At 69.8% G+C, this 21,534-nt stretch carries 19 protein-coding genes and 1 pseudogene; 15 read left to right on the forward strand and 5 right to left on the reverse strand.

Features of this window, described 5'->3' with window-relative positions; genetic code table 11:
* Positions 1 to 2 precede the first annotated feature (2 nt).
* The 4 genes from AC1PMG_RS04095 (at position 3) to AC1PMG_RS04110 (ending at position 3,517) form a co-directional block, all read left to right on the forward strand.
* Positions 3 to 1,109 carry a hypothetical protein gene (locus AC1PMG_RS04095; protein WP_481110752.1) on the forward strand — a complete coding sequence of 369 codons (1,107 nt, stop codon included), beginning with the start codon at positions 3 to 5 and terminating at the stop codon, positions 1,107 to 1,109.
* A complete protein-coding gene (locus AC1PMG_RS04100; RefSeq protein ID WP_481110753.1) occupies positions 1,102 to 2,151 on the forward strand; it encodes a DNA methyltransferase in 1,050 nt (349 codons plus the stop codon). The genes AC1PMG_RS04095 and AC1PMG_RS04100 overlap by 8 nt, the downstream gene beginning before the upstream one ends.
* A gap of 125 nt (positions 2,152 to 2,276) precedes the next feature.
* Positions 2,277 to 3,017: a DUF2242 domain-containing protein gene (locus tag AC1PMG_RS04105; protein ID WP_481110754.1), complete on the forward strand. Its 741-nt coding sequence runs from the start codon at positions 2,277 to 2,279 to the stop codon at positions 3,015 to 3,017.
* A gap of 131 nt (positions 3,018 to 3,148) precedes the next feature.
* Positions 3,149 to 3,517, forward strand: a complete 369-nt coding sequence (locus AC1PMG_RS04110) for a glycine zipper 2TM domain-containing protein (protein ID WP_026143726.1) — start codon at positions 3,149 to 3,151, stop codon at positions 3,515 to 3,517.
* A 137-nt stretch (positions 3,518 to 3,654) separates the two neighbouring features.
* On the opposite strand, the gene AC1PMG_RS04115 is transcribed toward AC1PMG_RS04110, so the two are convergent.
* Positions 3,655 to 4,545 (reverse strand): TIGR01777 family oxidoreductase, encoded by an 891-nt coding sequence (locus AC1PMG_RS04115; protein ID WP_481110755.1) that lies wholly within the window; start codon positions 4,543 to 4,545, stop codon positions 3,655 to 3,657.
* A 185-nt stretch (positions 4,546 to 4,730) separates the two neighbouring features.
* Between AC1PMG_RS04115 and AC1PMG_RS04120 the strand changes: the two genes are divergently transcribed.
* Together AC1PMG_RS04120 and gnd are read left to right on the forward strand one after the other, a co-directional pair.
* Positions 4,731 to 6,041, forward strand: a complete 1,311-nt coding sequence (locus AC1PMG_RS04120) for a hypothetical protein (RefSeq protein WP_481110756.1) — start codon at positions 4,731 to 4,733, stop codon at positions 6,039 to 6,041.
* 69 nt (positions 6,042 to 6,110) lie between these two features.
* Positions 6,111 to 7,055 carry a phosphogluconate dehydrogenase (NAD(+)-dependent, decarboxylating) gene (gene gnd / locus AC1PMG_RS04125; protein WP_150409640.1) on the forward strand — a complete coding sequence of 315 codons (945 nt, stop codon included), beginning with the start codon at positions 6,111 to 6,113 and terminating at the stop codon, positions 7,053 to 7,055.
* Positions 7,056 to 7,065: 10 nt separating this feature from the next.
* On the opposite strand, the gene AC1PMG_RS04130 is transcribed toward gnd, so the two are convergent.
* On the reverse strand, positions 7,066 to 8,106 hold the full coding sequence (locus tag AC1PMG_RS04130; protein ID WP_481110757.1) for an oxidoreductase: 1,041 nt from the start codon (positions 8,104 to 8,106) through the stop codon (positions 7,066 to 7,068).
* Between the two features lie 144 nt (positions 8,107 to 8,250).
* Between AC1PMG_RS04130 and AC1PMG_RS04135 the strand changes: the two genes are divergently transcribed.
* The 5 genes from AC1PMG_RS04135 (at position 8,251) to AC1PMG_RS04155 (ending at position 13,168) form a co-directional block, all read left to right on the forward strand.
* The gene (locus AC1PMG_RS04135; RefSeq protein WP_481110758.1) at positions 8,251 to 8,667 is read left to right on the forward strand and encodes a BON domain-containing protein; all 417 of its coding nucleotides are present in this window, start codon (positions 8,251 to 8,253) and stop codon (positions 8,665 to 8,667) included.
* Between the two features lie 187 nt (positions 8,668 to 8,854).
* On the forward strand, positions 8,855 to 9,199 hold the full coding sequence (locus AC1PMG_RS04140) for a hypothetical protein (protein ID WP_481110759.1): 345 nt from the start codon (positions 8,855 to 8,857) through the stop codon (positions 9,197 to 9,199).
* 199 nt (positions 9,200 to 9,398) lie between these two features.
* Positions 9,399 to 11,210 carry a sensor histidine kinase gene (locus tag AC1PMG_RS04145; protein ID WP_342072955.1) on the forward strand — a complete coding sequence of 604 codons (1,812 nt, stop codon included), beginning with the start codon at positions 9,399 to 9,401 and terminating at the stop codon, positions 11,208 to 11,210.
* On the forward strand, positions 11,207 to 11,647 hold the full coding sequence (locus AC1PMG_RS04150) for a response regulator (RefSeq protein ID WP_019797077.1): 441 nt from the start codon (positions 11,207 to 11,209) through the stop codon (positions 11,645 to 11,647). Before AC1PMG_RS04145 ends, AC1PMG_RS04150 begins: the two co-directional genes overlap by 4 nt.
* Positions 11,648 to 11,653: 6 nt before the next feature.
* Complete coding sequence (locus AC1PMG_RS04155) at positions 11,654 to 13,168, forward strand: ATP-binding response regulator (RefSeq protein WP_481110760.1); 1,515 nt, start codon at positions 11,654 to 11,656, stop codon at positions 13,166 to 13,168.
* A 202-nt stretch (positions 13,169 to 13,370) separates the two neighbouring features.
* Here the strand turns inward: AC1PMG_RS04155 and AC1PMG_RS04160 are convergent, their stop codons facing one another.
* Positions 13,371 to 14,210: a proteasome-type protease gene (locus AC1PMG_RS04160; RefSeq protein ID WP_342072953.1), complete on the reverse strand. Its 840-nt coding sequence runs from the start codon at positions 14,208 to 14,210 to the stop codon at positions 13,371 to 13,373.
* Between the two features lie 96 nt (positions 14,211 to 14,306).
* Between AC1PMG_RS04160 and folK the strand changes: the two genes are divergently transcribed.
* The gene (gene folK / locus AC1PMG_RS04165) at positions 14,307 to 14,795 is read left to right on the forward strand and encodes a 2-amino-4-hydroxy-6-hydroxymethyldihydropteridine diphosphokinase (RefSeq protein WP_481110761.1); all 489 of its coding nucleotides are present in this window, start codon (positions 14,307 to 14,309) and stop codon (positions 14,793 to 14,795) included.
* A 150-nt stretch (positions 14,796 to 14,945) separates the two neighbouring features.
* Here folK and AC1PMG_RS04170 read toward each other — a convergent pair whose 3' ends face one another.
* Positions 14,946 to 15,680, reverse strand: a complete 735-nt coding sequence (locus AC1PMG_RS04170) for a pteridine reductase (RefSeq protein ID WP_481110762.1) — start codon at positions 15,678 to 15,680, stop codon at positions 14,946 to 14,948.
* A 54-nt stretch (positions 15,681 to 15,734) separates the two neighbouring features.
* Here AC1PMG_RS04170 and AC1PMG_RS04175 point away from each other — a divergent pair, with 54 nt between their 5' ends.
* From AC1PMG_RS04175 to AC1PMG_RS04185, 3 genes and pseudogenes are all read left to right on the forward strand, one after another.
* A complete protein-coding gene (locus tag AC1PMG_RS04175) occupies positions 15,735 to 16,919 on the forward strand; it encodes a class I SAM-dependent methyltransferase (protein ID WP_481110763.1) in 1,185 nt (394 codons plus the stop codon).
* Positions 16,919 to 17,314, forward strand: coding sequence for a VanZ family protein (locus tag AC1PMG_RS04180; protein ID WP_481110764.1), 396 nt, complete (start codon positions 16,919 to 16,921; stop codon positions 17,312 to 17,314). The genes AC1PMG_RS04175 and AC1PMG_RS04180 overlap by 1 nt, the downstream gene beginning before the upstream one ends.
* Before the next feature lie 112 nt (positions 17,315 to 17,426).
* Positions 17,427 to 18,185, forward strand: a pseudogene (locus AC1PMG_RS04185) (expansin EXLX1 family cellulose-binding protein); the annotation flags it as partial.
* A 106-nt stretch (positions 18,186 to 18,291) separates the two neighbouring features.
* Here the strand turns inward: AC1PMG_RS04185 and AC1PMG_RS04190 are convergent.
* Positions 18,292 to 20,925, reverse strand: a complete 2,634-nt coding sequence (locus AC1PMG_RS04190) for a TonB-dependent receptor (RefSeq protein ID WP_481110765.1) — start codon at positions 20,923 to 20,925, stop codon at positions 18,292 to 18,294.
* Positions 20,926 to 21,534 lie beyond the last annotated feature (609 nt).

Here is a 21,534-nt window from a genome sequence, read left to right on the forward strand (position 1 = left end):
CCATGCACGCCTCCCTGCCGAGTCCGCCGCCATTGAGCGGCGGCTCGCCGCTGTTCGCCGCGCTGCGCGCCAGCACTCCGCATCTGGAATGGCGGGTGCCAGCCGCGGCGGATGCCTCCCGCTGGCGCCAGCAACGCATCGGCGCGCGCGACTACCGCGTCGCGCAGCCGGTGACCTTCACCCCTTACGCATCGGTGCGGCCGTGTTCGGCGCGCTGCCGTTTCTGCTCGGAAACCCTGCGGCCGCTGGCTGGTGGCACCGCCGCGGCGAGCCTGCGGCCACCGCCGGATTATTTCGCGCACTTGCGCCAGGCGCTGGTGCAGCTGCGCGGGCTGCCGCTGTCGCATTCGCTGTCCGGGCTGGAGATGACCGACGACGAAGCCTGGTTCGTGGAACTGCTGCAGACCCTGGGCGCGGCCGAGCGCGAGGGGCTGCTGGTCGAACAGCGGGTGCTGTACAGCAACGGCGCCGGTTTCGCCCGCGGCCACGGCGAGGTGTTGCTGCAGGCGTTGCAGCGCTTCGGTCTGTCGTGGATCGAGCTGTCGCGGCACCATCCGCAGCAGGCGCGCAACGACGCAATCATGCGTTTCCGCCCCGGCGAGGCGATCGCCGATGCGGGCGTCTTCGTCGCCACCGCGCAACGCATCGCCGAAGCGCTGCCGTTGCGCATGGTGTGCATCCTGCAGCACGGCGGCATCGCCGATGCCGACGGCGTCGCCGCCTACCTGGAGTGGGCGCGCGCCTGCGGGGCGCGCACAGTGATCTTCCGCGAGTTCTCCCGGCTCGGCGACGGCTACCGCGATGGCGGCACCGCGCGCTATCTGACGCAGGCGCGGGTCGCGGTGGAGCAGGTGCTCGGCGCCTGCATGGCCGCGCCGTGGTGGCGCGAATTGCAGCCGCTGCAGATCACCGAGGGCTACTACTTCTGGAACCTGCGCCTGGCCACCGCCGACGGCATGGAGGTGGTGTTCGAAACCTCCGACTACGGCGCGATGCACGCGCGCCACGACAGCGGCGACATCTACAAGCTGGTGTTCTTCGCCGACGGCCGGCTGTGCGCCGGCTGGCAGCCGGACCGCGATCTGCTGTGGCGGGCGCCGCATGGATAGCCGCAGCTGGTGGACGCCGTTGCCGGATCCGCCCGAGCATCGCCTGCCGGAGGACCTGCGCCAGCGCGATCCGCTGGGCGCGCGCGACTGCGGCTGGGTCGGGCAGATGCGTCCGTTCGTGCGCCACTTCAGTGCGCCGGGCGAGCGCGTGCTGGATCCGTTCTGCGGCTTCGGCAGCACCTTGCTCGCGGCGGAACTGGAAGGGCGCCACGGCATCGGCCTGGAGATCGACGCGGCGCGCGCGGCGCTAGCGCGCGAACGGCTGCAGCGGCTCGACCTGCACGCCGAGGTGCTGGACGGCGGCTTGCCGCACTGCGCGCCGTCCGCGCCGGTGGACCTGTGCCTGACCAACGTGCCGTACTTCGGCTGCGCCTGGCCGGCCACGGCAGCGCCCGACCAGCTCTACGCCAGCGCCGACTACGCCGCCTACCTGCACGGCCTGCGCGCGGTGTTCCATGGGGTACGCCGGCACCTGCGGGAGGACGGCTTCTGCATCGCGATGGTGGAGAACGTGCAGCTCGGCGCAACCACGGTGCCGCAGGCCTGGGACCTGGCGCGGATCCTCGGCAGCCTGTTCGCGCCCTGTCCCGAGCGGGTGCTGTGCTACCTGCGCGAGACCGCGCAGCCGCTGGCGCCCGGCGACACCCGCAGCGACCGCAGCCACGAGTACGCGCTGATCTTCCAGCACCGCCGCCAGCCCATCGACCTGCCGGGTACGGCGCAGTTGCTGGAGGCGCTGCGCGCCGACGGTTTCGTCTTTGCGCTGTACGGCAGCTATCCGCGTTGGCTGGCGGATCCGGCGGCGGCACCGCGCCTGCCCGGCGACGCCGATCTGTTGCTGCCGCGCGATCTGGACGGGCTGCTGCGGCTGCTCGACTGGCTGCGCGCGCGTGGCTTCCTGCTGAGCCTGTGGGGCGAACCGCTGACGGTGCCGCCGACGCTGGAAGTGCTCGACGCCCATCATTACCTGCGTGCCGAACGCCGCGACCGCCACGGCGGCTTGCTGCGCGTGGACCTGGCGCTGGAACCCGCCGTCGCCTGACGCGGTGGCGGCGCAGACCGCCCATCTCGCTAACCGCGGGATGAGCGGCCGCGGTGGCGTCAAGGCCGCGCCGACGCGCTTGCGGCTATCCTTTGCCGCGGTTCCCTCTCTCCGGTCAACGGCCTATGTCCGCTCCCTCCAAGGTTCTCGCCATTCCCGCGCTCGCGCTGATCGCGATCGGCCTGAGCGGCTGCTTCGCCCGCAAGCAGGACGGCCTGGTGAAAGAGACCTTCAATTCCGACAACACCTATTCGCGCAACTACCCGGTGCAGCCGGCGCAGGCCTGCGAATCGGCGCGCCGGGCGCTGCTGAGCCAGGGCTACGTGGTCTCCAAGGCCACCGCCGATGCGGTGGAAGGCACCAAGAACTTCCAGCCCAGCGACGAGTTGCACGAGCAACTGGAACTGCGCGTGTCCTGCGTGGCGCACGGGCAGGACGAATCCTGGGTGTTCGTCAGTGCCTTGCAGGACCGCTATGCGCTGAAGAAGAGCCCGACCTCGGCCAGTGTCGGCGTCGGCGTGCTCGGCTCGGTGTCGCTGCCGATCGGCAGCAGCGACGATTCGATGGTGCGGGTGGCCAGCAGCACGGTGCAGGACGGCGACTTCTACAAGCGCTTCTTCCAGCTGATGAGCGAGTACCTGCCCAAGAACAAGCCGGCACCGGAGCCGCCTGCGCATCCGCCCGCGGCGGTGACGGCGCCGGCGCCGGCAGCGCCCGCACCTGTCCCTGCAGCGTCGACGGTGCCGACGCCGCCGCCCGCCGCAGCGCCCACGCCGCCGCCGGCACCCGCGGCCGCGGCCGCCACTGCGGCGCAGCCGCCCGTCGCGACCGCGCCGCCGAGCGGCGAGCCCGGCGGCGCCGACTGATTCAGGCGTTGCTACGCAAGCTGAATGCGGCCGATTTCGCTTCACGAACCATTCGCGAATCCGGTGAGAAGGTGGCGCCCGTCGAGAGCGCGGTGCTTGTGCATCGGCTCCGCCACCCAGGAGCAATCAGCATGAACACTCTCAAGTCCGCCTTGTGTCTTTCCGTCCTCGCCATCGCCACGGCCGCCGCGCCGCTGGCCGAGGCGCAGCGTCACTACGGTCCCGAGGACGCCGGCCGCCGCTTCAGCGACGGCACCCGCGTGCACTGCAAGAAGGTCGCGGTGCGCAAGAACAGCACCGATCCCGACCGCATCGGCGGCACCCTGGCGGGTGCGGCGATCGGCGGCCTGCTCGGCAACCAGATCGGCAAGGGCGATGGCCGCAAGCTGGCCACCGTCGGTGGCGCGGTTGCTGGCGGTGCGACCGGCCGCTACATCCAGGGCCAGCGTCAGCAGGCCAATGGCAACCGCGTGGTCGAGACCGTCTGCAAGCGGTATTGAGTCGCGCGACCGCATCGTGTCGGTCGGCGCCTGACGCCGACCCGGCAACCTGATGCAGCACGCCCCGGCGGAGGCCTCCGCCGGGGCGTTTTTTTAGGTGCTGGTTGCGACGTTGCGTGATTCGGCGCCGCGGCGGCTCAATCGGCGAGCAGATCGCGCAGCGCCGCGTCCAGTTCCGGATAACGAAACACATAACCCTCGCGTTGCGCACGTGCCGGCAGCACGCGTTGGCTGCCCAGCAACAGCTCGGCCATCTCGCCGAAGCCAAGGCGCAGCGCCGCCGCCGGCATCGGCAGCAGCGCCGGACGATGCAGGGTCGCGGCCAGTTGCTGCGCGAACGTCGCATTGGTCGCCGGCGCCGGCGCGGTGGCGTCGTAGGCGCCTTCGCCGCCCTGCTGCAGCAGCCACATCAGCAACCCGACCTGATCGTCGCGGTGGATCCAGCTCATCCACTGGCGGCCATCGCCCATGCGCCCGCCCATGCCGAAGCGGAACGGCAGCAGCATCCGCGCCAGCGCGCCGCCGTCGCGGCCCAGTACCACGCCGGTCCGGACCAGACTGGTGCGCACGCCCAGTGCCTGCGCGCGCAGCGCTTCCGCCTCCCAGTCGCGGCAGAGCTGGGCGGCAAAGTCGTCGCCCGGCGTGCTGTCCTCGTCCAGCACCTCGTCGCCGCGGTCGCCGTAGTAGCCGGTTGCCGAGCCGGAGATCAGGCAGCCCGGGCGCTGCGCGGCGTCGAGTCCGCTCATCCAGTCGATCAGGGCGCGGGTGGTGCCGATGCGCGAGGTGCGGAAGCGGCGCTTGCGGGTGGCGCTCCAACGGCCCTCGGTCAACGGTTCGCCGGCGAGATTGATCACCGCATCGGCCGGTGCGGCGCGCTGCAGATCGTCCAGCACCTGCACCGCCGGCAACAGGCGCGCCGCGCGTGCGGGGTCGCGGGTCAGCACGCTGACCCTGTGGCCGGCGTCGAGCAGGGCCGGGCACAGCGCGCGGCCGATGAATCCGGTGCCTCCGGTAACGAGCACGTGCATGCAGGGGATCGCTTGCGCCAAGGGAGCCGCAGTGTAGGTGCGCCGGGCATGGCGGAAGAGTGAACGCCGGGGGCGTAGGTGCCGCGGCGGCTGGCTTCGCGACGCCTGCACGGGGTGCAGGGCAGGCTGCGCAGGCGCCGCCTGCCGCGCGGCCACTGGAAACTGCTGCTCGCGATGCCCGCTCCATGATCCGACCACCCAGCTTCGCTCGCACGCCGCGTCTGCGCCGCGGTGTCGGCCTGTTGCTGGCCGCGCTGCTCGCCAGTGCCGCGGCGACGGCCGCACCGGCGCCGTCCGACCAGGCCAGCGCGGCCTGCCTGGCCGCACTGCTGGAGCGGCTCGGCTGGCGCATCGGCACAACCACCGCGGCGCAGCCGCAGATCGCCGCCGGCGCACCCTGCGAGCGCGGTTCGCTGGCCGAGGCGCAGGCGCACGGGGATCTGCGGGCGGCCTTGCCCGCGGCCTGGAACGACGCGCAACGGCGGCAGGCCTTGCGTGCCTTGCTGGACGCGCCGGCCACGCAATGCGGCTACTTCCTGCGACTGGGGGCGGCCACCACGCGCGCGGTCGCACGCCTGCAGGACAATCCCGGCTACCGTTTCTCGGCGCTGCAACTGGGCTGGATCGGCTTCGGCCTGCGCGGCGCGCAGGCGCAGGGCTGGGAGCGCTTCCGCAGCTTCGGCCGCGGCTATCGCCCGGCAGGCGGCAATGCGCAGGCGATCGAGGCGTTCTACAGCGGGCACGTGCGTTCGGAATGCGGCGTCGGCCGGCAGATCGCGCAATTGGCGACACAGCGCGAACTGTATGGCGACGCCGCGTTCGATCGTGCGTTCAGCGCCGACGAGTTGTCGATCGGCACCTTCCTCACCCTGCACGACACCGACAGCATCCTGCTCGGCGCCCACGCCGGCGATTTCTTCGCCGACGGCAAGGCGGCCAAGACCGCGCAGCGCGGCCGCGCCGCCTTCCTCGGTGCGCCCGGCTACATCGTGCACGTGTTCGAGCGCCGCTACCTGGACGACATCAACAACCAGGCCGAGAACTTCGTGGTCGCCGCGGTCAGCGCCGAGGCTGCCGCTGCGCTGCGCGCGCACGGCGGCTTCGCCTACTACGACGCCCAGAACCGGCGCATCTGGGAGCTGGCGCGGGCGTTGCGCGGCCCGGGCCGCGAACGCTTCGAGCGATTGCTGTACGCGCGCGACCCGGCGCTGCGCGCACGCCTGGATCCGACGCAGCAGGCGGTGCTCGCGCAACTCGACGCCTTGCTCGACGATCCGTTCTACCGTGGCTTCGTGGTCTACGTGCATCCCAAGGGCGTCAAGCCGATCGGCTATCACGTGGTGCGGCTGCTGGATCGCAATCCGCGCACGCCGTTCGCGATCGAGCTGACCCTGCATAACCTGCACACCACGCTGTACCGGCGCTGGCGCGACCTGCAGCTGCGCGACTGTGCGCAAACGCCGCCGCCGGCACCTGCCGCCGCATCGGCGCCTTAGCTGCGCGTCACGTCGGCAGCGCCGCTTCGTGAGACCCTAACCCTCCTTTTTTCGAACCGGGAACGACGCATGGAACTGGGACTTGTAGGCTTGGGCCGGATGGGCGCCAACATGGCCGAGCGGCTGGTGCGCGGCGGGCATCGCGTGGTCGGTTTCGACCTGGGCGAGGCCGCGCGCAGCGCGGCGCAGCAGCGCGGGGTTGAAGCGGTCGACAGCATGGCCGCGCTGATCGCGGCGCTGCCGGCACCGCGCGCGGTGTGGCTGATGGTGCCGGCCGGCAAGGTCGTCGACGACACCCTGGCCGCGTTGCTGCCGTTGCTCGGCAAGGGAGACGTGGTGATCGACGGCGGCAATTCCTACTACAAGGATTCGATGCGCCGCGCCGGCGAACTCGCTGCGCACGGCATCGCCTATGTCGACTGCGGCACCAGCGGCGGCGTGTGGGGCCTGCGCGAGGGCTACAGCCTGATGATCGGCGGCGATACCGCCGCGGTGCAGCGCCTGCACGACGTGTTCGCGACCCTGGCACCGGCCGCCGATGCCGGCTGGGGACACGTCGGCCCCAGCGGCGCCGGCCACTTCACCAAGATGGTCCACAACGGCATCGAGTACGGAATGATGCAGGCCTATGCCGAGGGCTTCGCGCTGATGGGGCGCAAGCAGGAATTCGCACTGGATCTGCATCAGGTGGCCGAGGTCTGGCGCCAGGGCAGCGTGGTGCGTTCGTGGCTGCTGGACCTGTGCGCGGATGCATTGGGCGACAATCCGACCCTGGCCGGGATCGCGCCGTTCGTCCAGGACTCCGGCGAGGGCCGCTGGACCGTGGCCGAGGCGATCGACCTGGACGTGCCGGCGCCGGTGATCACCCTCTCGCTGCTGGAACGGCTGCGCTCGCGCGACGACGATTCGTTCGCCGACAAGTTGCTGGCAGCGATGCGCAACCAGTTCGGCGGCCATGCGATCAAGCACGAGGGCGGCGACGCGCCCGCGCCGGGCGGTACGCGTCCGGCCTGAGGCCCGGCGCTCAGTCCAGCGTGACGCTGCAGCCGGAGGCGGCGCTGCGCACGCCTGCCTCCAGCAGCCGCATCACCGCCAGCGCCTGCGCCGCATCCACCGGCGCAGGCGCGCGCCCCGCGATCGCCTCGCGAAAGGCCGCATAGCAGTCGCGGTAATCGCCACGCGGCGCGGGCAGGGTCTGGACGGCGTGCGTGCCGTCGGCGCCGACCAGGCGCAACTGGCCGGGCAGGGGATCCTCGCCCCAGCCGGGCGCGCCCGGCGCGACGCCTGCGCGCAATTGCGCTTCCTGCGTATCCAGCCCGTGCTTGAGGTAGCTGCCGCCGCTGCCGTGGACCGCAAAGCGCAGGCCGTTGGCGGCCACCAGCGACCCGGCATGCAGCACCACGCGCAACCGCGGATAGCGCAGCACCGCATGCACGTAATCCACGGTCTGCGCGCCCGGGCGTTGCAGCGCCAGGTCGGCCTGCAGCGCCTGCGGCGGCCCGAACAGGTGCAGGGCCTGATCGAGCAGATGCGGCCCCAGGTCGAACCACAGCCCCGAGCCGGGGAGTGCGTGCTCGCGCCAGCGGTCGCCGACCTGTGGACGGTGGCGGTCGAAGTGCGAATGGAACTCGGCGATCTCGCCCAGCGTGCCCGCCTCCAGCAAGGCGCGCACGCCGAGGAAGTCGCCGTCCCAGCGCCGGTTCTGGAACACGCTGACGATGCGGCCGACGCGCTGGGCCTGGGCCAGCACCTGCTGCGCTTCGGCCACGTCGAGGGTGAACGGCTTGTCCACCAGCACGTGCTTGCCCTGCGCCAGCGCGGCCAGCGCCAGCGGTGCGTGGGTCTGGTTGGGCGTGGCGATCACCACCGCATCGATCTGCGGATCGGCGAAGGCCTGTGCCGCCTCGGCGACCACATGCGCCTGCGGCCAGGCCGCGTTCACGGCCTCGGCCTGGCGCGAAACCACGGTGTGCAGGTGCAGGCCGGGCGTCTGTGCGATCAGCGGCGCATGGAAGGTGCGGCCGACGTAGCCGAAGCCGAGCAGGGCGAGATTGAAGTCGGACATGGGCGCAGGGGGAAGCGGCGGGACGCCAGTATCGCGCGGCCTACGTGGGCGGATTGCGCATTCACGCTGCGGCGATTCTTCGGTCACGCCGCCTGTACGACGGCCTGGCGGAGACTGCGCGCACATTCAGCGGAGGAAGACACGATGAAGACGAACAATGCACGCACCCTGCTTGGCGCCACCCTGGTGGCCGGTTTCGCGTTCGGCGCGGGCCAGGCGTTCGCAGCCGGCCAGGCCACCAGCGCCAAGGACCACGGCACCATGGGCCAGCAGGACACGATGCAGCACGACACCACGGCCCATGACGCGAGCCGCCACGACTCCAAGGAGCCGGTCACCGACACCTGGATCACCACCAAGGTGAAGGCCGATCTGCTGGCCACCAAGAACGTGTCGGGCACCGAGATCAAGGTCGATACCGTCAACGGCACGGTCAAGCTGTCCGGCGCGGTCGCCACCAAGGCCGAGAAGGACAAGGCCGTGGCGGTCGCCAAGAAGATCGACGGGGTCAAGAAGGTGGATGCGGCCGACCTGAAGGTCAGCGCCGCCGCCAAGAAGTAAGCATTGCGATCCGCGGCCGCGGGTGGGGATGCGACGAGGCGCCCCACCCGCGACAGCCGGCCTGCGACGCACCCTGCGGGGTGCGTTTTTTTTGGGGGCGGCAAATTCGCGACGGCCATCGCATTTCGCGTCGCATTGACACCCGCTCAGACATCATTCCTTCATGTTCGTCAACGGATCACGCGCGATGTTGGAAACCCAACCCCACCCGGCTGCGGGGCACGCAGCCGCGGCTGCCGAAGCGCTGGGCGCCGCGTTGTCCGGCCATGGCGCGCAGCCGTCGCTGCTGCTGCCGGCGGTGCGCCGGCTGGAAGCGCAGTTGAGCATGCTGTTGACCACGTTTCACGACGACACCGGATTCTGGCCGGCGTTCTCCGCGCTGATGCAGGAACTGGATCAGGGCCTGAGCCAATCCGAGCGCCGGCGCCTGCGCAGCCATGCCGATTTCCTGCTGGTCCGCGCCGGCATGCCGGCCTGGACCCTGATCGGCGCCTCTGCCGGTTCCATTCCGCCCCAGGCGCGCCGGCCCTGAGCGCGGCGCACGCGTGGCGCTCCCGCGGGCGTCCGCAGGCCGCCCGTTTCGCCGTGCGTGCGGCCTGGGATAGAGTCCGTGCGGGTGCCGCGATCGGGGTATCGCGCTTCCGCTGAATAATTCATCTGCTGCCGGGGAAGATGGGCGACAATGCGCGCCCGCGATGGCCGCAGCCGTTCCTTCTTCTAACGCACCAGCTATGCAGACCATCGCCAAACACGATGCTTGGGACCGCTGGCGGCTGCCGTTGCTGGCGCTGGCCGTCGTCCTGATCGTCATCCTGCCCTCGCTGCTGCTGCGGCAGATGAATGCCAGCACCCTGCGTGCGGCCGACTGGGTCGGCCACAGCCAGGAAGTGACCGCCACCTTGAACGCGATGGAAGCGGACATGCGCGACATGGAGTCGGCGGCGATGGCGATGTCGCATGGCGCGCAGTCGCCGATCCTGACCGCGCGCTTCAAGGATGCGCGCGCGTCGTTGCAGCCGACCATCGCCCATCTGGCCGAGCTGACCCGCGACAATCCCGACCAGCAGATCCGCATCGGCCGCCTGCAGAGCACGCTGGAACGGCGTGCCCTGCTGGCCGAGCGCATCGCCCAGGCGCGCGATCCGGAGCGGATCCGCGCGCTGATTCAGGACATGACCGCCGACAATCCGGTGCGTGGCCTGATCGCCGAGCTGCAGCGGCGCGAGGACGAACTGCTGAGCGAGCGGACCGCCGACGCCGAGCAGCGCCGCATGCTCGCCTCGATGATGAGCTGGACCTCGCTGGTGGTGCAGCTGTTGTTGCTGGGCCTGGTGATCTGGCTGCTGCAACGGCAGATCGGCCGGCGCCTGGACGCCGAGCGCCACATGCTGCGCGCCAACGGCCGCGCCGCGGCGGTGCTGCAGACCGTGCGCGAGCCGATCGTGCTGCTCGACAACGGGCAGCGGATGCTGATGCACAACACCGCCTTCGCCGAACTGTACGGCATGGACCTGGCGGATCCGCCGAAGCTGCTCGCCGACGTCGGCGACGGCGTCTGGCAGGATCCGGTGATCGTGCAGCGATTGGCCGACGTGCTGCTGCGCGGACGCGAATTGTGGGATTTCGAGCACGAACAACTTGGCGCGGACGGCGTACCAAGGACCATGCTGCTGAATGCGCGGCGCATGCCGCTGCCGGACAGCGAGGACGAAGTGGTCTTGATGACGGTCAGCGACATCACCCTGCAGAAAACCGCGCAACAGCGCATCCAGGAGCTGAACCGGCAGCTGGAGGGCAAGGTCGAGCAGGTGTCCGAAGTCAATCGCGAACTGGAAGCGTTCAGTTACTCGGTCTCGCACGACCTGCGCGCGCCGCTGCGCCATGTGGCCGGCTTCGCCGACAAGCTGGCCCGCCATCTGGGCGAGGGCGCCGACGAGAAGAGCCGCCACTACCTGGAGGTGATCGGCACCTCGGCGCGGCGCATGGCCTCGCTGATCGACGACCTGCTGGTGTACTCGCGCCTGGGCCGCAGTGCGCTGCGCCTGCAGGCGGTGGACATGCAGTCGCTGGTGGCGGAGACGCGCTCGGTGCTCGATGCCAACTACCAGTCCGACCACGGCGACAGCGGGCATCGCATCGAGTGGAGCATCGCGCCGTTGCCGATCCTGGTCGCCGACGAGAACATGATGCGGCAGCTGTGGCTGAACCTGCTCGGCAACGCGGTCAAGTACAGCGCCAAGCGCGAGATCGCGCAGATCGAGGTCGGCTACCAGGTGCAGCCGGACGGCAGCCACCACTTCAGCGTGCGCGACAATGGCGCCGGCTTCGACATGACCTATGCGGCCAAGCTGTTCGGCGTGTTCCAGCGCCTGCACAAGGCCAGCGAATATTCCGGCACCGGCATCGGCCTGGCCAGCGTGCGCCGCGTGCTGACCCGCCATGGCGGCCATATCTGGGCCGAATCCGCCCCCGACCAGGGCGCCACCTTCCATTTCGTCTTGCCCCCGGCGCCTGAAGCGCCCACTACCGAGTTCATCGCATGACCGCCATCCGCACCATCCTGCTTGCCGAAGACAGCCCCGCCGATGCCGAAATGGCGGTGGATGCGTTGCGCGACGCGCGTCTGGCCAATCCCATCGTGCACGTCGAGGACGGCGTGGAAGCGATGGACTACCTGCTGCGCCGCGGCGCCTATGCCGACCGCGAGGAAGGCCTGCCGGCGGTGCTGCTGCTGGACATCAAGATGCCGCGCATGGACGGCCTGGAAGTGCTCAAGCTGGTGCGCAGCGACGAATCGCTCAAGCGCCTGCCGGTGGTGATCCTGTCGTCCTCGCGCGAGGAGAGCGACCTGGCCCGCAGCTGGGACCTGGGCGTGAACGCCTACGTGGTCAAGCCGGTGGACGTGGACCAGTTCTTCACCGCGGTGAAGACGCTGGGTACCTTCTGGGCGCTGATCAACCAGGCGCCGGACAAAGAGTAAGCGCGCATGCCCACCACCGGCCCCAGGCTTGGCCCGATCCGGATCCTCATGGTCGAGGATTCGCCGGAGGATGCCGAGCTGCTGTCCGACCAGTTGCTGGACGCCGGCCTGGAGGCGACGTTCCGCCGCGTGGAAAACGAGCCGACGCTGCGCGAGGCGCTGCGCGAGTTCGCGCCGGACATCGTGCTGTCGGACCTGAGCATGCCCGGTTTCTCCGGGCACGAAGCGCTGCGGGTGGTGCGCGAGGACGGCAATGCGGTGCCCTTCATCTTCGTCTCCGGCACCATCGGCGAGGAGACGGCGGTGGAGGCGCTGCGCGACGGCGCCAACGACTACATCATCAAGCACAACCCGACCCGCCTGCCGTCGGCGGTGGCGCGCGCGATCCGCGAGGCCCGTACCGAGCGCGAGCGGCAGCGGGTGGAACGCGAACTGATGCGCGCGCAGCGGCTGGAGAGCCTGGCTCTGCTCGCCGCCGGGCTCAGTCACGACCTGCGCAACATCCTGCAGCCGCTGCTGATCGTGCCGGAACTGATCGTCGGGCGCAGCGACGATCCGCAACTGCGGCACCTGGCCGACGTCATCGCCGAGTGCGGTCGGCGCGGCCACGAAATGGCCGAGTCGATGCTGTCGTTCGTGCGCGGCTCGCGCACGCCCAGCGAGCCGGTGCGCATCGCCGAGCTGTTCCAGGCGGTGCAGATGCTGCTCAAGAGCAGCCTGCCGGAACGGGTGACGCTGCAGGTGGACGTGGCCGATGCGGCGCTGTCGATCGAGGCCAACTACACCGAGCTGCAGCAGTGCCTGCTCAACCTCGGCCTCAATGCGATCCAGGCGATGCCCGACGGCGGCCAGCTGAGCTTCTCGGCGGCGCCGGCGATCGGTGCCGACGGCAGCGAGCAGGTGCGCATCCTGGTCCGCGACAGCGGCATGGGCATGGACGCGGAAACCCAGGCGCGGCTGTTCAGTCCCTTCTTCACAACCAAGCCGGACGGCACCGGCCTGGGTCTGATCTCGTGCAAGCGCATCGTCGAGAGCTACGGTGGCCGGATCGGCGTGGACAGCACGCCGGGCCAGGGCACCTGCTTCGAATTGCTGATCCCGCTGCGCGCGCCGGTGCCGTCGTTCGAGCCGGAGCCGTCGCTGCCGATGGGCAAGGGCCAGCGCGTGCTCCTCGTCGACGGCGAGGCCACGCGGCTGTCGCTGCTCGGCAATGCGCTGTCCAGCCAGGGCTACCGTCCGCAGTTGGCGTCCGATGGCGCCGCCGCGCTGCGCGACGTCGAAGAGCACGGCCTGCCGGACCTGGTGATCGTCGACAGCGACATCATCCTGCTGTCGGCGGTACGCCTGCTGCTGGCGCTGCAGGACCTGGGCTATCAGGGCCCGGCGATCGTGCTCGAGGACACCGGCACCAACCTGGAGCGCGACCACTTCCCCGCCGACATCGCCGTGCACGTCCTGCGCAAGCCGCTGGAAATGCAGCGCGTGTTCCGCGCGGTGGCGCATGCCCTTGAGAGTGGCTGAGGCGCTGGGATTCGGGAGTCGGGATTGGGGATTCGTTGTGAAGCGGGGATTGGGGAGTCGGGAGTCGGGATTCGCTTAGGGCAACAGCGACAGCTGCGGCCCCTTCGCGCGCGAAGCGCAGCGACGCTCTAAGCGCGTTGTATCAGCCACCCAGAAACCCGCTTTTGCGAATCCCCAATCCCGATTCCCCAATCCCAGCCCCTCACTGCTGCGCCGACTGGTCTTCCGGGTCGCGGCGGGCGGGGGAGCGGCGGGGGGGCAGGGGCGGCAGGGCGTCGCGCGATTCGGTGTCGTGGTCGGCGGACAGGGCCGGTTCCCAGGGGAAGCGCGGCAGGGTGCGCACGGCGTTCTCCAGCTTGCGCGACCAGGTGTCGTGGATCTCGGCGTACAGCGGGGTGTCCGCTTCCAGGCGCATGCGCTCGGTCACCCGCAGGTCGTTGCGGCGGATCAGCGCCACGTCGATCGGCATGCCCACCGACAGGTTGGAACGGATGGTCGAGTCCAGCGACACCAGTGCGGTGCGCGCGGCGTCTTCCAGTTGCATCTCCGAGCGGATGATGCGGTCCAGGATCGGCTTGCCGTACTTGGATTCGCCGATCTGCAGGTACGGCGTTTCCGGCGAGGTGGCGATGGCGTTGCCGAGCGGATAGATCATGTACAGCCCGGGCCGTTCGCCGGCGATCTGCCCGCCCAGGATCAGCGTCGACTGCACGTTGATGCCGCTGTGCTGCGATTGCTCGGACAGCTTGACCTGGCTGGAGGCCAGCACTTCGCCGACGTACTCGGCGACCTCGAACAGGTGCCGGAAGGTGCGCAGGCTGCGCGGCGCGTCCGGATCGTCGGCGTCGCGCTGCAGGCGCGAAAGGGTCAGCTGCGTGGTCGCCAGGTTGCCGGCCGACATCAGCGCGAACACCGCCTGGCCCGGATACTCGAACACGTGCAGCTTGCGGTGGACGCGGACGTCGTCCAGCGAGGCGTTGGTGCGGGTGTCAGCGGCGAAGACCAGGCCTTCGTCCACTTCGATGCCGACGCAATATGTCATGGCGCTGCCGAAAACCGGGTACGTCCCGATTCTATGGGGGCGGCTCGGGCTTGGCTAGCCGTTGACGCTCGCGGTCGCGGCATGCGCGAATAGCGCATGACCACCGTGCTTCTGAGCCTGGGCAGCAACCTGCGCCCGCATTACCATCTGGCCGCGGCGATCGCGGCGTTGCGCCGGCAGTTCGGTGCGGTCGCGGTGTCGCCGACCTATCGCACCGCGGCGGTCGGTTTCGACGGGCCGGCCTTCCTGAACAATGCGGTGGCGCTGCAGACCGACTGGGAGCTGGCGCCGCTGGACGACTGGCTGCATGCGCTGGAGGACGCGCATGGCCGCGACCGCAGCGGCCCGCGGTTCAGCGACCGCACCCTGGACATCGACGTGGTGTTCTACGGCGACCGCATCGTCGAAGGCCCCGGCCACCTGCGCATCCCGCGCCCCGAGCTGCGCCACGCCTTCGTGCTCAAGCCACTGGCCGACATCGCCGCCGACTTCGTCGACCCGGTCAGCGGCCAGCGCCTGGGCGCGCTGTGGCAGGCGCATGCGGAGCATGGCAAGGCGTTCGAGGTGGTCGAGCTGGATGAGTAGCGGGGATTGGGGAGTCGGGATTCGGGATTCGCTGTGAAGCAGGGATTCGGGATGCAGGGATTGGGGATTCGCTTCAGGCAGCAGCAACAGCGATAGCGCATCGGGTATCCGCTTTTGCGAATCCCCAATCCCGAATCCCCAATCCCCGCCTCACATCAGCCCGCGCCCGCCATCCAGCCGCAAGGTCTGCCCGGTGACGAAGCTGGCGTCGTCGAGCAGCCAGCGCACGGCCTCGGCGATTTCCTCGACCTGGCCGGTCCGCGCCAGCGGGGTGCGTGCCAGCAGCGCCTGTTGCGCGGCCGGGTCCTTGCCGGCGTCCGGCCACAGGATCGCGCCGGGGGCGATGGCGTTGACGCGGACTTGTGGCGCCAGTTCCAGCGCCAGCGAGCGGGTCAGCATCGCCAGGGCGGCCTTGGCCGCGCTGTACAGCGGATGCGCGCGCAGCGGCTGTTCGGCGTGCAGGTCGGTGAGGTTGACGATCGCGCCGCCGTGCTGGCGCAACTGCGCGGCGGCGGCCTGCGCCAGGAACAGCGGCGCGCGTGCGTTGACCGCGAACAGGTCGTCCCATTGCGCCGGCGTGGCCTCGTGCAGCGGCGTGGGATAGAAGTTGGAGGCGTTGTTGACCAGCGCATCGAGCCGGCCGAAGCGCGCCACGCACTGCGCCACCAGGTCGGGTAGCTGCGCGGTGTCGCGCAGATCGGCCTGCAGGGTCAGCGTGCTGCCGGCGCGCATGGCGTCCAGTTCCTGCGCCAGCGCGTGCAGCTCGGCCTGCGAGGTGTGCGCATGCAGGGCGACGGCGTAGCCGGCCGCGTGCAGGCGCCGGGCGATGCCGGCGCCGATGCGCCGCGCGCTGCCGGTGATCAGGGCGACTTTGGTCTGGGTCATGTACGGATTCCATGCTCGGCTATGCTGTGCATTGTCCACGCAATCCGGCACCGCATGCCCACCGACCTTCCTTTGCCCGATGCCACCGCGCTGGCCCACAGCGAGCGCCTGGCCGCGCATCTGCGCGCCGAGATCGCCGCCGCCGGCGGGGCCATTCCGTTCTCGCGCTTCATGGAGCTGGCGCTGTACGCGCCCGGCCTGGGCTACTACAGCGCCGGCAGCAGCAAGTTCGGCGAGGAGGGTGATTTCGTCACCGCGCCGGAACTGGGTCCGCTGTTCGCCGCCACCGTGTCCAATGCGTTGGCGCCGGTACTGCAGCAACTGGGGCCGCAGGCGCGCATGCTGGAAGTGGGCGGTGGCAGCGGCGCGTTCGCCGAGGTCATGCTCAAGCGCCTGCTGGCGCTGGATGCGCTGCCCGAGCGCTATGCGATTCTGGAGCCCAGCGCCGACCTGCGCGAACGCCAGCGCGAGCGCCTGGCGCGCACGTTGATCCCGCCGGTGTTTGAGTTGGTGGAGTGGCTGGACCGGCCGTTCGACGACGACTGGAACGGCGTGCTGTTCGCCAACGAGGTGATCGACGCCCTGCCGACGCCGCGCTTCGCGCTGCGCGACGGCGAGGTGTTCGAAGAGACGGTGACGCTGGATGGCGAGGGCCGCTTCCGCCGCGGCGAACAGCCGGCCGATCCGCTGCTGGCGGCCGCGGTGCGGCACATCGAGCGCTACCTGCAGGCGCCCTTCGCCGATGGCTACCGTTCCGAATTGCTGCCGCAGTTGCCGTACTGGATCCAGGCGGTGGCCGGCGGCCTGCGCAGCGGCGCGATGCTGTTCGTGGACTACGGCTATCCGCGCCGCGAGTTCTATCTGCCCGAGCGCGACGACGGCACCTTGCGCGCGTTCTACCGGCATCGCACGCATGCCGATCCGTACCGCTGGCCGGGCCTGCAGGACCTGACCGCGTCGGTGGACTTCACCGCGCTGGCCGAGGCCGGCACCGGGGCGGGCTTCGACCTGGCCGGTTACTGCAACCAGGCCAGTTTCCTGCTCGGCAACGGCCTGGACGCGCTGCTGGCCGAGGCCGAGGCGCGCAGCGACGCAGCCGCGCAACTGCGCCTGCGTCAGCAGGTGAAGCAGCTGACCCTGCCCAGCGAGATGGGCGAGCGCTTCCAGGTGATGGGCTTCGAGCGCGACGTGTCGCTGGCGCCGGCATTCCTGTCCGGCGACCTGACCTGGCGGCTGTGATGGCGGCAGTGCGCGCGTTCCGCTGGCCCTGGCTGTGGCTGGGGCTGTGGTGGCTGGGCATCGTGGTGCTGATCTACGTGTGCATGATGCCGCACCCGCCGCAGTTGTCCGACCTGCCCGACAGCGACAAGGCCGAGCATTTCATCGCCTACCTGCTGCTGGCCGCCGCGGCGGTGCAGGTCTATGCCGGTCCACGCGCCTGGACCTGGGCCGCGCTGGGCCTGCTGGCGCTGGGCGTGGGCATCGAATTCGCGCAGGGCGCCTGGACCACCACGCGTTCGGCCGATCCGCTGGATGCGCTGGCCGATGCCCTGGGCGTGGCTGCCGGCATGGCCACTGCGGCCACGCCGTGGCGCGATCTGCTGTGGCGGCTGGAGCGCGGCAGCCGCCGTTGAGCGACGTCACCGCGCGGTCTACGGCGTCGGCCAAGTTGTGGAATTCCCGGCCGCGCGCAAGGCGCGGCACGCGCACCGCGTCCTAGAGTGCCGGCGCCGGGCAGGTGCCCGGTCGCCGCGCGGCGACTCCGCGCGCCTGTGCAGGAGAACACGCATGCAAGCACGCTACTCCCCCCGTGCCGCGCGCGGCGCCGGCCTGTTGGTCGCGCTGTGCCTGGTGGCCAGTGCCGCCGCACCCGCCAATGCCGCCTGGAACGATGTCTGCAGCGGTACCGCCACCTACACCAGCTCCGGCTATTCCGGCGGCGCCCTGCTGCTGGATCCCATCGACCCCACCGCGACGATCACCGCGCTGAATCCGACGCAGCTCAATTACGGCGGAATCCAGGCGGCGCTGGCCGGTGCCTACCTGCAGGTGCAGGGACCGCGCGGCACGGTCACCGTGTACGTCACCGACCTGTATCCGGAAGGCGCCGACTGCGGGCTGGACCTGTCGCCCAATGCCTTCGCCGCGATCGGCGACACCAGCGCTGGGCGCATCCCGATCCGTTGGCAGGTGGTGGCCGCGCCGGTCACCGGCAACGTGGTGTACCGGATCAAGGAGGGCAGCTCGCAATACTGGGCGGCGATCCAGGTGCGCAACCACCGCTATCCGGTGGTGAAGTTCGAATACAAGAAGAACGGCGACTGGGTGAGCCTGCCGAAGACCGCGTACAACCATTTCGTCGGCGAGCAGATGGGCGCGCAGTTGCTGGAGATCCGCCTCACCGACATCCGCGGCCAGGTGGTCACCGATACGCTCGGCGCGTTGCCCAGCCAGGGCGACAAGGGCGTGTACTTCGCCGACGGGCACGTGCAGTTCCCGCGCTGAGGCGCGTTCGCGCATGTGCCGGCGGTCGCGCGCCGGCGCATGCGCTATCGGTGTACGCGCGCCTGCGCCACGGAGATGGCCCCGCAGCGCAGGCGCGGTGGTGCGCTCAGAACTTGAAGTGCAGCGTCGCCATGTAGCGACGGCCGTTGTGGTAGCGCCCGACCGGGTGGTCCTTGTCGCCCAGGTACTGCAGGTATTCCTCGTCCAGCAGGTTCTGTGCGTCCAGTTGCAGCGACCACTGCGCGGTGAACGCATAGCCCACGCTCGCGCCCAGGTCGGTGTAGGCGTCGACGCTGGCCGGCGCGGCGCCGGCGACGTAGCCGCCGGCCAGGTAGCTATCGCGCCAGTTCAGGCTGATCCGCGCGTTCCACGGTCCCTTCTCGTAGTAGGGGCTGAAGGCGACGCTGTTGCGCGACTGGTAGGGCAGCGGGTTGCCGCTGTTGTTCTCGCCGCTGGCATAGGTGTAGTTGGCGGAGAGGCCGAAGCCGCTGTCGCCGAACGGCTGCTGGTAGGCCAGGGTGAAACCCTTGACCTTGCCGTCGCCGGCGTTGCGCGGTCGCTGGATGCTGTAGTCGCAATAGCCGTCGGCGGTGCAGCCGTTGCTGCCGAGCATCTGCGCCCAGGTCTGCGGCGAGGTGTCGCGGATCGCGTTGTACTGGCGCTCGATGGTGGCTGAGGTGTCGATGTAGTTGTCGATCTTCTTGTAGAAGATGGACCACGCCACCACCGCCTGCGGCGCGAAGTAGTACTCGGCCGAGAGATTGAAGTTCCACGATTCGTAGGGCGAGAGCGCGGCGTTGCCGCCGCTGCCGGTCAGCGTGGTGTCGTTGAGGAAGGTGTTGTTGACCATCTGGTTGTACGGCGCCCAGGCGATCACCTTGCCGGCGCCGAAGCGGAACACCCAGTCGTTCTCGGTGTCGTAGGCCAGGTTCAGCGACGGCAGCAGGAAATGCTCGGTCTGCGTGCGGGTCTGCCACTTGCTGTCCAGGTCCTGCAGGGTCGGCGTGCCGCTGTAGACGAAGCCGCTGCCTTCGGTCTTGGAGCGCACGTAGCGCAGGCCCAGGTTGCCGCGCAGGCCGGCGTTGGAGAAGTTCAGCTGCACGTAGCCGGCGTTGTTGGTCTGCTGCAGCGCCCAGGTGTTGTTGAGGTAGCTGGACGGGTCCGGATTGGCGTAGTCGACCGGGCTGTTGCGGATCCAGTCGATCACGTTGCCGCGCCCGGCCTGCACGTGCTGGCCGTGGTCGGGGTAGAACCCGCGGATGTCGGTCAGGCCGATGGTGCCGATGTCGGCCAGCGTGGCCGGGGTGACGCCGCCGTACACGTTGAGCGCGAAGTCCTCGTCGTGCTTGCCCTGGCGCACGCCGACCAGCAACTGGTTGAACACGCCGTCGAACTGCAGGTCCAGATCGAGCTGGCCGTAGCGGTCCTTGCTCTGGGTGGAGAACACGCCGTTGTTGCCGATCCAGCCACCGGCCGAGCCCCAGTTGGCCGGATTACGCGCGGCCGCCGGATCGTCGAAGCGGATGCCGCGGTCCAGGTCCCAGCGGAAGCCGCCGTTGTAGAACGGCTCGATGAAGTACTGCGCCAGGTGGTCGTTGTCGGACTTGCTCTGGCCGACCTGGCCGCGCAGGGTCCAGCGTTCGCCGCGGTAGGCGCCGCGCAGGTCCAGGCCCTTGGTGGTCACCTGCGATTGGCGCACGTTGTTGTCGTAGATCACCGTGCCGCCGCCCGCATTGGCGTTGGCGCTGGAATGGCCGCTGTTGACCACGCCGTTGCGCACGTCGCCCAGCGCGTCGACCGCGGCCACGGTGCCCGGGTTCCAGGTGAGGAAGCTGTACATCGACTGGTTGTAGTTGTCGAAGTCTTCCTTGATGTACAGGCCGCTGAGGTTGAACTCCAGCGCGTCGCTGGGCTTGAGCTGCAGATTCACCACTGCGCTGTCGCGCTTGCGGTCCTGCTGGAACCACGCGGCATTGATCGAGTTGGGCACGTCGGCATCGGCGGGTACGCCGGTGGCGTTGGCGAAGGTGCCGGCCTTGGCGTAGCCGAACACCTCCAGACCCTGGCGGTCCACGCGTTCCTCGTAGTGCTGCGCGGACACCGCGACGCCGAAGGTCTCCTGCGGATTCTTCCAGCTGTACAGCAGCGACGCGTTGGGCTTGCCCTCGCTGGCTTGCTGGCTGTAGCTGTAGCCGACCGAGCCGGCGATCTCGTTGGCCTTCAGGTCCAGCGGCTGGCGGCTGTGCATCAGCACGGTGCCACCGAGGCTGCCTTCGGTCAGCCGCGCCTCGGTGGATTTGACGATCTCCGCGCGGCCCAGGATCTGTGGCGACAGCAGCGTGTAGTCGAAGCCGCGGTTGGGCTGCTCACCGTACAGCCAGATCGCCTGCGCCACCGGGTGGCCGTCCAGGAACGACAGGTTGAGGCTGGGATCGGTGCCGTCGATGCTGACCCGCTCGCCCTGGCCGAAGCGACGGTCGATGGTGACGCCGGGGATCTGCGCGAACGCTTCGGCGACGTTGGTGCTGGGGAACTTGCCGATGTCCTCGGCGGTGATCGCCTCGGACACGGTGACGTTGTTGCGCTTGGTGTCCAGCGACTTCTCCAGGCTGGCGCGGATGCCGACCACCTGGACCGCGTCCAGATCGGTGGCGGCGGAATCGGCCTGCTGCGCCTGCGCGGCGAAGGCGAGAACGCTGGCGGCGATGGCGGCCGACAGGACGGACGGGCGGTGACGCATGATGTCTCTCCTCATCATTCATGGATGGGCACCGTCGGTGTGGCCGACGGTGCGGGACGGAGTTGCGTGCTGCCTGGCGGCGCGGACCGATGCCGATTCCCCTGGAACCGCGGACGCCGTGTTTGTGCCGAATTCGTTGCGAAGCGTGCAGAACCTTTACGATCCGGTGACAACGATGTCAACGCGATGCTGCGGCAGGGCGGCCCGGTGGCGGGGCAAAACCGACCCGTGGTGTCTGGGATTGCGCTACGGCCTGTCGGGTCGCGTACCGGCCTTCACGTCGATGACTTGGGCCGATTTCCCGGGATTTACCGCGATCCGTGTTGTCGCAGGGGGCGGTGGTTCAGACCTCTGCCAGGCATCGCCGCGATTGGTCTTGTGGCTTGTAGACAAATTCGCACCCGCCGGTGACAACGATGCGGTTTGCGGCGCTGCACCCAAGCTCGCCGAAGAGCAGGTGCAGGCACATGATCCATCGGCGTCGGCCATGACAGCCGCCTGGACATGGGCGCCAGCGCTGGCGGGAATTGGCCGCTCGCCGTGCGCAGGGCGGGCCCGAGGCCAGGGGGGATGGGTGACTCGCCGCCGCGAACTGCAGGAGGACGCGCC

Source organism: Xanthomonas sp. NCPPB 2250, from assembly GCF_056725265.1.